This window comes from Pseudomonas sp. F2, from assembly GCF_057174385.1.
Genome location: NZ_CM169904.1, coordinates 1,325,902 through 1,338,543 on the forward strand (window position 1 = coordinate 1,325,902; position 12,642 = coordinate 1,338,543).

At 60.4% G+C, this 12,642-nt stretch carries 9 protein-coding genes; 3 read left to right on the forward strand and 6 right to left on the reverse strand.

What is annotated here, in order from left to right; translation table 11 throughout:
• Nucleotides 1-238: 238 nt before the first annotated feature.
• Nucleotides 239-2,773, forward strand: coding sequence for an autotransporter outer membrane beta-barrel domain-containing protein (locus tag AC193Q_RS05770; RefSeq protein WP_483879284.1), 2,535 nt, complete (start codon nucleotides 239-241; stop codon nucleotides 2,771-2,773).
• Between the two features lie 52 nt (nucleotides 2,774-2,825).
• On the opposite strand, the gene AC193Q_RS05775 is transcribed toward AC193Q_RS05770, so the two are convergent.
• The 3 genes from AC193Q_RS05775 to AC193Q_RS05785 all read right to left on the reverse strand — a co-directional run bounded on the left by AC193Q_RS05775 (nucleotide 2,826) and on the right by AC193Q_RS05785 (nucleotide 8,314).
• A complete protein-coding gene (locus tag AC193Q_RS05775; protein ID WP_095666623.1) occupies nucleotides 2,826-3,467 on the reverse strand; it encodes a DUF1345 domain-containing protein in 642 nt (213 codons plus the stop codon).
• Nucleotides 3,468-4,042: 575 nt separating this feature from the next.
• The gene (locus AC193Q_RS05780) at nucleotides 4,043-7,141 is read right to left on the reverse strand and encodes a multidrug efflux RND transporter permease subunit (protein ID WP_483879285.1); all 3,099 of its coding nucleotides are present in this window, start codon (nucleotides 7,139-7,141) and stop codon (nucleotides 4,043-4,045) included.
• A 15-nt stretch (nucleotides 7,142-7,156) separates the two neighbouring features.
• A complete protein-coding gene (locus AC193Q_RS05785; RefSeq protein WP_121185355.1) occupies nucleotides 7,157-8,314 on the reverse strand; it encodes an efflux RND transporter periplasmic adaptor subunit in 1,158 nt (385 codons plus the stop codon).
• Nucleotides 8,315-8,591: 277 nt separating this feature from the next.
• Between AC193Q_RS05785 and AC193Q_RS05790 the strand changes: the two genes are divergently transcribed.
• Both AC193Q_RS05790 and AC193Q_RS05795 read left to right on the forward strand, forming a co-directional pair.
• A complete protein-coding gene (locus tag AC193Q_RS05790; RefSeq protein WP_007963407.1) occupies nucleotides 8,592-9,293 on the forward strand; it encodes a response regulator in 702 nt (233 codons plus the stop codon).
• Between the two features lie 4 nt (nucleotides 9,294-9,297).
• Nucleotides 9,298-10,599 (forward strand): ATP-binding protein, encoded by a 1,302-nt coding sequence (locus AC193Q_RS05795; RefSeq protein ID WP_121185357.1) that lies wholly within the window; start codon nucleotides 9,298-9,300, stop codon nucleotides 10,597-10,599.
• Between the two features lie 107 nt (nucleotides 10,600-10,706).
• Here AC193Q_RS05795 and pncA read toward each other — a convergent pair whose 3' ends face one another.
• From pncA to AC193Q_RS05810, 3 genes are read right to left on the reverse strand one after another with little or no spacing between them, the layout of a single operon-like run.
• Entirely contained in the window at nucleotides 10,707-11,333 is a 627-nt protein-coding gene (gene pncA, locus AC193Q_RS05800; protein WP_121185359.1) for a bifunctional nicotinamidase/pyrazinamidase, read from the reverse strand.
• A 50-nt stretch (nucleotides 11,334-11,383) separates the two neighbouring features.
• A complete protein-coding gene (locus AC193Q_RS05805) occupies nucleotides 11,384-12,142 on the reverse strand; it encodes an anti-sigma factor family protein (protein ID WP_476284524.1) in 759 nt (252 codons plus the stop codon).
• Nucleotides 12,139-12,576, reverse strand: coding sequence for a sigma-70 family RNA polymerase sigma factor (locus AC193Q_RS05810; RefSeq protein ID WP_483879286.1), 438 nt, complete (start codon nucleotides 12,574-12,576; stop codon nucleotides 12,139-12,141). Before AC193Q_RS05810 ends, AC193Q_RS05805 begins: the two co-directional genes overlap by 4 nt.
• Between the last annotated feature and the right edge of the window lie 66 nt (nucleotides 12,577-12,642).

The window sequence follows — 12,642 nt, forward strand, 5'->3', positions numbered from 1 at the left end:
TGGATGTTGTTTGCACCGCGAGAGGGATCTGACGGTCTCTCTCGCGATTTCTACCGATATCAAGGAGGGAAATATCCTGAATGTCTTCACTTCTGAAGGACAAATCGTCACTCATATAAGGACTATTCCTACATTAAACATTCGGTTTTCTCATTAGGCTGTCGGACGTTTTTTGGGTGGGAGCTTTCAACACTGCCAAAAAACAGTTTCTGTAATCGTGCAGGTTTGAGGAGTACCCATGTCCATTTTTTTTCTTCCAAAACACTCGAACACTATCAGACTGATGATGGCAGCGGCGTTGATCGCCTCTCCCGAGGCCTACAGCCGAACCCTGTTGCCGGGCGAAAGTGAAGTGGTCACCAATCCACCTGCACCGGAAGCCTGGGTGGTGTCCGAGGGGGGAACGTTGACCGTCAACAACGCGACAGCGCTGACCATCGCTTCACAAAATGCCAATGTCGTTTTCAACGGTGGCCAGAGCCGGCGTATCGATGCCAACACCTCCTCGTTGAATATGACCGGCGCCACGGTCAATAGCGCGGCGGGCCGGGGAGCCATTCAACTGCTCAACAGCAATGCAACGATCAACAACTCGACGATTACCAGTACCAACAGTTTCGGGCTTCTGCTGGGACGAAACATCAACACGCCAGCCTCTTCCTCCGCCACCGTTTCGGGTAACAGTGTCGTCACCGGCGTGACTGGCGGTGTAAACGCGGTAGGTTTTGCCGTGCTGAACCTTACAGACTCCACTGTCGTCGGCACGGGCGCTACCAGTTACGGCGTGCAATTGGGCGGCGCAACACTTTCAGCGACGGGCAGCACGATCACTGGCGCGAAGGACGGGTTGCAAATCGTGACTGACTCGGAAGGCGTCAACGCCAGTACCGTGACGCTCGACAATACTCGCGTGAACGGTGGAACCGGGTCAGCTATCGTGCTGGGTTCCTCCGCCAGGGCCGGGACTGTCGCCAACATCAATGTCAGTGGCAACTCTGAACTGATCGGCGGCGATGGCTCGGTTTTGAAGGCGATCAACCGCTCCACCGCCAACTTCAATGTCGATGGCAGTACCCTGGCAGGTGATGTGAATGCCGAGACCGGCAGTACGGTTGCACTGCTGATGCAGAACGGCGCCACGCTCAACGGCAATCTGCAGAATGTCACCCGGTCCCGGTTCGACACCGGCGCTACCTTGAACGGCAACGTAGAAGCCGTGGCGGGAACCGCGGCCACTGTCAGCCTGGACAATGGCTCAGCCATCAACGGTAACGTCGACAATGTCGCCAGCCTGTCGCTGAACAATGGCAGCACGCTGACCGGTAACGTCACCAGCGATGCCAACGGCAGTGTGCTGCTGGATAACAGTTCGGTACTCACCGGCCAGATCAATAACTCGGCTAACCTGACCATCAACAATGCTGCGCGATGGGTCATGACCGACGACAGCACCGTGCAGCAACTGGGCATGAACAATGGTGTCGTGCAAATGGGCACCAACGAGCAATTTCAGCGACTGAACGTCGGCAATCTCACAGGTAACGGCACCTTCGTGATGGGCACCGACCTGGGAACAGGCAGTACCGACTTCCTGAACGTGACCGGCACCGCAAGCGGTCAGCATCAATTGCTGGTTTCTGCCACGGGCACGACGCCGGTTACTGCAGAACCGGTGCAAGTCGGCAACATTGCCGCCGGCACTGCTGCTTTTGCGCTGGCCAACAAGGACACAGTGGATGCCGGCACATTCGTTTACCGATTGAAGCAGGAGGGGCAGGGCTTGTACCTCACCCCGGACAAGGAAACTGTCAGCACCTCGGCCAACACCGCGCTGGCTTTGGCCGGCAGTGCCCGCAGCGTGCTGAACGCCGAAATGAACATGCTTAGCGACCAGATCGGCGATCGTGGTCTGAGTATCCGCCCCGATGCTGCGCTTCGCGCGGCGAGTGACAGTGATACCACCAAGCTGAGCAACAGCGTCTGGGTACGCACTTATGGCAACCAGTACAACGTCAAAAATGCCTACGGCGACGGCTACACCCAGAACCAGAACGGCGTCACTGGTGGTGCCGATACCACCGTGGACATCGGCGGTCGCCCTTGGGTGATCGGTGGTTTTGTAGGTTCCAGCCGTACCAACATGGATCTCAAATACGGCTCCAGCGCGACGGTCGACAGTCTGAACGTCGGCGTCTACGGCAGCACCTACGATGTTGAAAGCGGCGTGTTCGTCAACGTCATGGCCAAGGTCAATCAGTTCGACAACAAGGCCAAGGTCACCATGAGCGATGGCACGCGGGCTAAGGGCGATTACAAGGCTCTGGGCGCCAGCGGTTCGGTGGCGGTCGGCAAGCATATTCGCCTGAAGGACAACTGGTTTGTCGAGCCGCAGGTCCGGGTATCGACCGGTGTGACCCAGAGCGACAGCTATCGGTTGGACAACGGTCTTGAAGTCGAAGCCGACACCATGCGTTCGCTTCAGGGCAATGTCGGTGTAAGGGGGGGGCGAGTCATTGCGCTTGAAAACGGCAGTCTGTTGGAGCCGAGCCTGTCTTTGGGTGCCAACCATGAGTTCGTCAAAGCCAACCGGATCAAGATCAACGACGACAGCTTCGATGATGATCGCGCCAGCAGCGGGGTTGAATATGGAGCGGGTCTGAAGTGGACGCCGGCACAACGCAACTGGCAGGTTTCGGGCCAGGTTGGCGGCAGCAAGGGCAATACTGTCAACCAGGACTGGAGTGGCAGCCTGCGAGTCAGTTATTTCTTCTGATGCGCTGAAACAACAACGCCCCGTGCAGAGATGTCGGGGCGTTTTTTTGCGCTCAGCCGAACAATCCGGCGGCGATGTTGATCGAGAAACCCAGAATCGCCGTATTGAATACGAAACCGATCAGCGACTGTGCCAGCACGATCTTTCGAATCTCCCGCGTTGCCACGCCGACATCCGCCGTCTGCACAGCCACGCCGATGGTGAACGAGAAGTACAGAAAGTCCCAGTAGTTGGGCGTCGTCAGACCTTCGGCAAATCGCAGCGCCGGCTCCTTGCCGTCCCAGGTGTAAAACAGCCGGGCATAGTGAACGCAGAAAATCACCCCGATCAGCAGCCACGAGCCGATGACCGTCAGCGTGGTAAAACCGTAGTGCAGGAGTTTACGGGTGGCTTCCAGATCCTTGCTGCCAGCCAGCTCGACGGTAATGGTCGCCAGGCTCGCCAACGCCGCGATGCAGACGACAAACAGCACCAGCCCGGCATTTTCATCCTCGACTTCGGCAATACGTTTGACGTCCGGCGCTTTGGCGCGGATGGTCAGCCAAAGCATCAGGATCAGGTAAGTCCAGACCCCGGCGTTCCAGCCGATGAGGATTTTGCTGATGACGGATTCCGCTGGGGCCAGGAGGCCTGCGGCAAGGCCTAACAAGGCGGCGGCAGAGAGGCGAGGGTGGGTGCGGGCGAGGAAGCGCATGGCAGGCTCTGTGTTGACGGTGTCGAGCAAACCATAGCATGGGTGTGGGTTCTGGCAGGTGGCAGGAGGGCGAACAAAAAAACCTTGAACCTTTGTCAGCTTTGACAGAGGTTCAAGGTTTTTTCGTTTCAGATGGACTGGCGCATAAAAGCATCGGTTTTGGATATGAAGCTTGCCTTTGGAGACCGTCACGATTTCCGGAAGAGGATCCCCGTTCTGCCCCTGGAACTCGAATTCGGCTTCAATCTGCCCCTTGTCTGAGCCGACAGCAGGGAGCTTGAAAAAAGTGACTGTCCCTCGAATCGCTCGGTAAAAAGGGTCGATACCAACGGCGAGTCTTTCCACGAACACTGCCCTGACCAGACTCGAATCCGTAGCTTCCCTTCACTGGCGGCTTCAGACCATCGACATCAGCGGTTGCCATCTGCATTGCCCTTGACATTCGACATGAGCAGCTCTTGATTCAAGTCAAACCGCGAAGTGAAACGTGACAGGAGCTAGCCTCAACGCCTCAGGCCATCGGCGAACCTGTCAATGTTGACAGGTGTAAAAGCCGACCGTCTTATAGTGAAGCATCATTTTTTTCCGGCCCATCGGGTTACGGCTTTCACCACAACCACAAAAAACACCGGCACAAAGATCACCGCCAAAGTCGCGGTAATCATCCCGCCAATTACTCCGGTACCAATCGCCTGCTGACTCGCCGAACTCGCGCCCGTGGCAATCGCCAACGGCACCACGCCCAGAATGAACGCCAGCGACGTCATGACAATCGGCCGTAACCGCAGACGCGCCGCTTGCAACGTGGCGTCAATCAGATCGTGACCTTCGTCGTACAGGCTCTTGGCAAACTCGATGATCAGGATCGCGTTCTTCGCCGACAGGCCGATGATGGTGATCAGGCCGACCTTGAAGAACACGTCGTTGGGCATCCCGCGCAAAGTCACCGCCAGCACTGCGCCAAGCACACCGAGCGGCACCACCAGCAGCACGGAAGTCGGAATCGACCAGCTCTCATACAACGCCGCCAGGCACAGGAACACGATCAGCAGCGACAGACCGAGCAGAATCGGTGCCTGGCTGCCGGACAAACGCTCCTGCAACGACAGACCGGTCCATTCCTGACCCAGGCCTTTCGGCCCTTGGGCGACCAGTCGTTCAATCTCCGCCATCGCTTCACCGGTACTGTGCCCCGGTGACGGTTCGCCAGAAATCGCAATCGCCGGGTAACCGTTGTAACGGGTCAGTTGCGCCGGGCCTTGGGTCCAGTTCGCCTGGACGAAAGCCGACAGCGGCACCATGTGCCCGGCGTTATTGCGCACGTGCATTTTCAGCAGATCATCGACCTGACTACGCTGATCGCCTTCAGCCTGGACCACCACCCGCTGCATGCGCCCCTGATTGGGGAAGTCGTTGATGTACGAAGAACCGACGGCAGTGGACAGTACGTTACCGATGTCGGCGAACGACACACCCAGCGCGTTGGCCTGCTTGCGGTCCACTTCCAGTTGCACCTGCGGCGCTTCGGCCAGCGCGCTTTCGCGCACGTTCATCAGCACCGGGCTTTTTTCGGCGGCGGCGAGCAATTCGGTACGCGCCTGCATCAACGTCGCGTGACCGAGACCGCCGCGATCCTGCAGGCGGAACTCGAAGCCACTGGATGTGCCGAGGCCGTCGACCGGTGGCGGCAACACTGCAAACGCGATGGCGTCCTTGATCTGGCTCAGGGCGATGTTGGCGCGATCAGCAATGGAAGTAGCCGAATCATCGCTGCCGCGTTCAGACCAGTCCTTGAGGGTGGTAAATGCAAGCGCCGCGTTCTGACCGCTACCGGAGAAACTGAAGCCGAGAATCACCGTGCTGTCGCCCACCCCCGGTTCACTGGCGTTGTGCGCCTCGATCTGCTCGACCACCTGCACCGTACGGTTCTTGCTCGCGCCCGGCGGCAATTGAATGTCGGTGATGGTGTAACCCTGGTCCTCGACTGGCAGGAACGAAGAGGGCAGCCGCGCGAAGCACAGTCCCATGCCGATCAGCAGCACGCCATAGATCAACAGATAACGTCCGCTGCGCTTCAGCGCGTAACCGACCCAGCCTTGATAGCGATCGGTCAGTTGCTCGAAGCGGCGATTGAACCAACCGAAGAAACCGCTCTTTTCATGATGCTCGCCCTTGGCAATCGGCTTGAGGAGCGTGGCGCACAAGGCAGGCGTCAGCGTCAGGGCCAGGAACGCCGAGAACAGGATCGACGTCGCCATCGACAGCGAGAACTGCCGGTAAATCACGCCCACCGAACCCTGCATGAATGCCATCGGAATGAACACCGCCACCAGCACCAGCGTGATGCCGATGATCGCTCCGGTGATCTGGGTCATCGCCTTGCGCGTCGCCTCTTTCGGCGACAGGCCTTCGGTGGCCATGATCCGTTCAACGTTCTCCACCACCACGATGGCGTCGTCCACCAGAATGCCGATGGCCAGCACCATGCCGAACATGGTCAGCACGTTGATCGAGAAACCCAGCGCGAGCATGGTCGCGAAGGTGCCCATCAGCGCCACCGGCACCACCAGCGTCGGGATGAGCGTATAGCGGATGTTCTGCAGGAACAGGAACATCACCGCGAACACCAGCAGCATCGCCTCGCCGAGGGTGTAGACCACTTTGGTGATCGAGACTTTGACGAACGGCGAGGTGTCGTACGGAATCTTGTATTCGACGCCCGCCGGGAAGTAGCGCGACAACTCGTCCATCTTCGCCCGGATCAACGTGGCGGTCGCCAGCGCATTGGCCCCCGGCGCCAGTTGCACGCCAACGGCGGTGGACGGCTTGCCGTTCAGGCGCGTGCCGAACTGGTATTCCTGACTGCCGATCTCGACCCGCGCCACATCGCCGATGCGTACGGTAGAACCATCGGGGTTGGCCTTGAGCACGATGTCGGCGAACTCTTCCGGCGTCGACAGCTGCCCCTTGACCAGAATGGTCGCGGTGATTTCCTGCGTAGACGGATTGGGTAAATCGCCGATGCTGCCCGCCGAGACCTGGGCGTTCTGCGCGACGATGGCGGCGTTGACGTCGGCCGGGGTCAGGTTGAAACCGATCAGCTTCTGCGGATCGATCCAGATCCGCATCGCGCGTTCAGCGCCGTACAGTTGGGCCTTGCCGACGCCGTCGATGCGTTTGATTTCGTTCATCACGTTGCGCGCCAGGTAATCGCTGAGCGCTACGTCATCGAGTTTGCCGTCGCTGGAGGTCAGGGTGATCAGCAGCAGGAAGCCGGCGGAGACTTTCTCCACCTGCAGGCCTTGCTGATTGACCGCCTGCGGCAGGCGCGACTCGACCACTTTGAGGCGGTTCTGCACATCCACCTGCGCCAGTTCCGGGTTGGTGCCCGGCTGGAAGGTGGCCTTGATCGTCGCGCTGCCGAGGCTGCTCTGCGATTCGAAGTACAGCAGGTGATCGGCGCCGTTGAGCTCTTCTTCGATCAGGCTGACCACGCTTTCATCGACGGTTTGCGCCGAGGCACCGGGGTACACCGCATAGATTTCGATTTGTGGCGGCGCGACGTCGGGGTACTGCGCCACCGGCAATTGCGGGATGGCCAGCGCACCGGCCAACAGGATGAACAGGGCGACGACCCAGGCGAACACCGGACGGTCGATAAAGAACTGCGGCATAGAAGAGCGTCCTGCTTACTGACCAGAAGTCTGGGCAAGGGGAAGAGGGGTGTCGTCAATCTGCACTTTTTCGCCGGGACGGGCGTGTTGCAGGCCTTCGATGACAATACGGTCGCCGGGCTTGAGGCCGCCGGTGACGATCCAGCGGTCGTTTTGCACTGCGCCCAGTTGCACCGGTTGCTGCGCCACGCGCATCTGCTGGTCGACAGTCAGCACCTGAGCGATACCTGCGCTGTCACGCTGCACCGCACGTTGCGGTACGGTGATGCCGTTCTGCACGGTCGCTTGTTGCAGGCGTACGCGAATGAAACTGCCCGGCAACAGGTCGAGATCGGGATTGGGGAACTCGCTGCGCAGGATGATCTGGCCAGTGCCCGGGTCGACCGTGATGTCGCTGAACAGCAACTTGCCCGGTAACGGATAGAGACTGCCGTCATCCTGAATCAGTGTGGCCTTGACCTGATCCTGACCGACTGCCTGCAACTGCCCGGAACGGAATGCGCGGCGCAGTTCGTTGAGTTCACGGGTCGACTGGGTAAGGTCGGCGTAGATCGGGTTGAGCTGCTGGATCAGCGCCAGTGGCGTGGTTTCGTTCTGCCCGACCAGCGCGCCTTCGGTAACCAGCGCGCGGCCGACGCGGCCGGAAATCGGCGCGGTGACGGTGGCGTAGCCGAGGCTCAGCTTCGCACGCTCTACTGCGGCTTTATTGGCGGCCACGTCGGCGGCGGTTTGCCGGGCATTGGCGCGGGCGTTGTCGTAGTCCTGAGCGCTGATGGCCTTGTCGTCGATCAACTGCGCGTAGCGCTGCTCTTGCAATTTTGCCTGAAAGGCGTTGGCCTCGGCCTTGCGCAGCGCGGCTTCGGCGCTGTCCAGATCAGCCTTGAACGGTGCCGGGTCGATGCGAAACAGCACGTCGCCCTTTTTCACGTCGCTGCCTTCTCGGAACGTGCGTTGCAGGACCACGCCAGCCACCCGAGCCCGCACTTCGGCGATGCGCGGTGCGGCGATGCGCCCGCTCAGTTCACTGCTGATCGACAGGGGGCGGGTTTCGATGGTTTCGATACGCACGGTGGCCGGCGGCGCTTCTTCTTCGGCCTTCGAAGACGAATCACAGGCGCTCAGCAACGACGCAACAGCGATCAGGCCGAGCCCGGCCAGAAGTTTTTTCGACATGTACCACCCCCAATATTGAAGCCCGCATCCTAAGGCCAGACGCCGAGGGTAGCGGTGAAGCTTTGTAGGCGCTGTGTGAAATTGTGTAAGGGTTTTACTCAGGGACGGGTGAGGGCGTATATCCTTTACGCCTTGAAATTTATTGCGACAGATAAACCGCTTTCGCGAGCAAGCTCGCTCCCACATGGGTTTTTGTGATCGACGCAAACTACTGTGGGCGCGAGCCTGCTCGCGAAGAGGGTCTGACATCCACCACAGCAATATCTGGAACACCCCCATGCCCAACATCCTCCTGGTCGAAGACGACACCGCCCTCGCCGAACTGATTTCCAGCTACCTGGAGCGCAACGGCTATTCCGTCAGCGTGATCGGTCGTGGCGACCATGTGCGTGAACGGGCACGGATCAATCCGCCGGATCTGGTCATTCTCGACCTGATGCTGCCGGGGCTTGACGGCCTGCAAGTCTGCCGTTTGCTGCGGGCCGATTCGGCGACGCTGCCGATCCTGATGCTGACCGCCCGCGACGACAGCCACGATCAGGTGCTGGGCCTGGAAATGGGCGCCGACGATTACGTCACCAAGCCCTGCGAGCCACGGGTTCTGCTGGCTCGGGTGCGTACTTTGCTGCGACGCAGCAGCCTTGGTGAGCCGATGACGGTCAATGACCGGATCGTCATGGGCAATCTGTGCATCGACCTGTCCGAACGCACGGTTTCCTGGCGCGATCAACCGGTGGAGCTGTCCAGCGGCGAATACAATTTGCTGGTGGTGCTGGCCCGGCATGCCGGTGAAGTGCTGAGCCGCGATCAGATTCTGCAACGCCTGCGCGGCATCGAGTTCAACGGCACCGATCGTTCGGTGGACGTGGCGATTTCCAAGCTGCGGCGCAAATTCGACGACCACGCCGGCGAGGCGCGCAAGATCAAGACCGTGTGGGGCAAGGGGTATCTGTTCAGCCGTTCCGAATGGGAATGCTGAGCTGATGTTCAGAATCCTGTTTCGCCTGTATCTGGTGACGATCGTCTCCTACAGCGCGGCAATCTATCTGGTGCCGGATCTGGTGATCATGGCGTTCCGCGAGCGCTTTATCACTTATAACCTCGACTATTCGCGGGGCCTGCAATCGCTGATTACCCGCCAGTTTCACGCGGTGCCGCAGGATCAATGGCCGGCGCTGGCGCAGTCGATGGACAAGGACTTTCAGCCGCTGCACATCGTTCTGGCGCGCATCGACGACGCCGGTTTCACCGCCCCCGAGCAGGCGCGTTTGCGCCGTGGGGAAAACGTGGTGCGTATAGGCGATTGGGGCTGGCGCACCTTGGCGGTCACGCCGCTGAACGATGATGTCGCGGTGCAAATGGTGGTGCCGCCGGATCCGCTGGACGTCAATCTGTTGTACTGGAGCATCAACGTGCTGATCGGCGCGACCATGCTCGCCTGCCTGCTGTTGTGGATTCGCCCGCACTGGCGTGATCTGGAGCGTCTCAAGGGTGCCGCCGAGCGCTTCGGTAAAGGCCACCTGAGCGAGCGTACGCAGATTCCCGCCAGCTCCAACATCGGCAGCCTGGCCAATGTTTTCGACACCATGGCCGGCGATATCGAGGATTTGCTCAACCAGCAGCGCGACCTGCTCAATGCGGTGTCTCACGAATTGCGCACGCCGCTGACCCGTCTGGATTTCGGTCTGGCCCTGGCGCTGTCCGATGATTTGCCGGCGACCAGTCGCGAGCGCCTGCAAGGGCTGGTGGCGCACATTCGTGAACTGGATGAGTTGGTGCTGGAACTGTTGTCTTACAGCCGCCTGCAGAATCCGGCGCAATTACCGGAACAGGTTGAGGTTTCGCTGGATGAGTTCATCGACAGCATTCTGGGCAGCGTCGATGAAGAGCTGGAATCACCGGACATCGTCATTGATGTGCTGCTGCATGGTCAGCTCGAACGCTTTTCGCTGGATCCGCGTCTGACCGCCCGAGCGATCCAGAACCTGCTGCGCAATGCCATGCGCTATTGCGAGAAGCGTATCCAGATTGGCGTGCAGGTCAGCCCTGATGGCTGCGGGATCTGGGTCGACGATGATGGGATTGGTATCCCGGATGACGAGCGCGAGCGGATTTTCGAACCGTTCTATCGCCTGGATCGCAGCCGCGACCGCGCTACCGGTGGTTTTGGTCTGGGCCTGGCCATCAGCCGCCGGGCGCTGGAGGCGCAGGGCGGAACGCTGACGGTGGAAAGTTCGCCGCTGGGTGGGGCGCGGTTCAGGCTGTGGTTGCCCACTGCAAGCTGAGCATCAACCCACTGTAGGAGCTGTCGAGTGAAACGAGGCTGCGATCTTTTGATCTTGTTCTTGAAATCAGAATCAAAAGATCGCAGCGTGCCGCAGCTCCTACAGGGTCAGATGAGTTGGTTTGACTGGATCAGGCCAACGCCAGCCGTCTGCATCCGCTCCATGGCCGTCGCCAGTGAGCCCTCCATATCAATCGCGCGACAGGCATCCAGCACCACAAACGTATTGAACCCCGCCGCCCGCGCGTCCAGCGCTGAGAACATCACACAGAAATCCAGCGCCAGACCGACCATGTACACCGTGTCGATACCGCGTTCTTTCAGGTATCCGGCCAGACCGGTGGTGGTGCGCCGGTCCGCCTCGACAAACGCCGAATAGCTGTCGATGTCCGGGTTGCAGCCCTTGCGGATGATCAGTTGCGCGTGGGGCAGCTTCAGCTCGCAGTGAAATTGGGCGCCGACGGTGCCTTGCACGCAGTGATCCGGCCAGAGGACCTGCTCGCCGTAGGGCAACTGGATCACATCGTAAGGCTTGCGCCCGGGGTGACTCGAGGCAAACGAGGCGTGGCCGCTCGGGTGCCAGTCCTGGGCAATGATCACTTGTTTGAACAGGCCGCTGAGGCGATTGATCAGCGGCACGATCAGATCGCCCTCGGGTACGGCCAACTGGCCGCCCGGGGTGAAGTCGTTCTGCACGTCAATGACCAGCAGGGCGCTGCGGGGTGAAATCTGCATCGGTGGTTCCTCCTTGGATAATCACGCGCTCAGCATAATGGCAGCGGCACTCATGCGCTCAACCGTTCGATCAGGCGCCTGGCCAGATCTTCCAGTTCCGGCGCCGGGTTGCGCCCGATCAACATCCACGCATGCTCGCCTTCGGTCCAGTACACCACGTTCATTTCATGGCGCCGTTCGTGCGCCAGTGGCCGGCTGCCGCTATTGGAGCGGGTCACGCACAAGGCCAGCGGCCCATGCCGGGCGTCCAGATAGGTCAGTTGCGCAATCGGTACGCCGTCGTACTCGAGCATTTGTGCACGTTTGAGTTCCGCGCCCGGCAACCTCACCAGTGCCGGCGACAGACTCAGCCCCAATCGTGCATCCACCGCACGCAGTTGCACGCGCTGGCTGGCTTCGTCGCCCGGCAAATGATCAAGCGTCTGCGGCACATACAGCGCCATATAGTCGCCCACCAAGGCGCGCCAGTTATGCGCCTGCCGTGACTGCCAGGCGAGAAACAGGCGATCGGCCAATACGCCGCCCGCCAGCAGACTCGCGGCAGCCGCACCGATAAACCAGCGTCGACTCAAGCCCGGCCGCTGGGGAGCGGGGATGGCATCGAGGCGCGCCTGCAAACGCTCCAGCGGCGCCTGTTGCGCCAGTTCGTCATAGGCATCCTTGTACGGCAGACTGCTGCGCTCGAACCATTGCACGCGCAGGCTGAGCAACGGGTCGTCGGCAATTGCGCTGTCGAGCTGCTTGCGATACGCCGGGTCCAGCTCATCATCAAGGTAGGCCACCAGTTGTTCGTCGGAGGGCTTGTTCATGGGCGGTCACCTCCGGTGGTTTTCGGCACGGCTTGCAGCGGCGGGTATTCGGCCAGTTTCAGCCGCGCGGTGGCCAGACGACTCATCACCGTACCGATCGGCACTTGCAGGATCTCGGCGACTTCGCGGTAGGACAGGCCTTCGACGTAAGCCAGGTACACGGTTTCGCGCTGGGTTTCCGGCAACGCATCGACCCGGCGAATCACCTGCGCCGCCATCACGTGAGTCTGCGCGGCATATTCGCCGTCGAAGGCCAGTTGCCCGTCGGCATCGACCTGGCCCGCACCCTGACGCACCCGGCGGGCGCGCACTTCATTGAGCCAGATCGAATGCAGGATGCTCAGCAACCAGCGATCCATGCGCGTGCCGGCCACATATTGCCCGGCACGTTCCAGTGCCCGCACGCACGTAGCCTGCACCAGATCCTCGGCCACGTGCCGATTGCGCGAAAGCAGCAGGCCGTAGCGCCACAGTCGCGCCAGATGCTGTCCGAGTTCTGC

Bases quoted from the DNA above. Each gene is read 5' to 3' on its own strand.
- AC193Q_RS05805 (WP_476284524.1), bottom strand. From the start codon at position 12,142: ATGAACAAGCCCTCCGACGAACAACTGGTGGCCTACCTTGATGATGAG.
- AC193Q_RS05785 (WP_121185355.1), bottom strand. From the start codon at position 8,314: ATGTCGAAAAAACTTCTGGCCGGGCTCGGCCTGATCGCTGTTGCGTCG.
- AC193Q_RS05795 (WP_121185357.1), top strand. From the start codon at position 9,298: ATGTTCAGAATCCTGTTTCGCCTGTATCTGGTGACGATCGTCTCCTAC.
- AC193Q_RS05770 (WP_483879284.1), top strand. From the start codon at position 239: ATGTCCATTTTTTTTCTTCCAAAACACTCGAACACTATCAGACTGATG.
- AC193Q_RS05790 (WP_007963407.1), top strand. From the start codon at position 8,592: ATGCCCAACATCCTCCTGGTCGAAGACGACACCGCCCTCGCCGAACTG.
- AC193Q_RS05775 (WP_095666623.1), bottom strand. From the start codon at position 3,467: ATGCGCTTCCTCGCCCGCACCCACCCTCGCCTCTCTGCCGCCGCCTTG.
- pncA (WP_121185359.1), bottom strand. From the start codon at position 11,333: ATGCAGATTTCACCCCGCAGCGCCCTGCTGGTCATTGACGTGCAGAAC.
- AC193Q_RS05780 (WP_483879285.1), bottom strand. From the start codon at position 7,141: ATGCCGCAGTTCTTTATCGACCGTCCGGTGTTCGCCTGGGTCGTCGCC.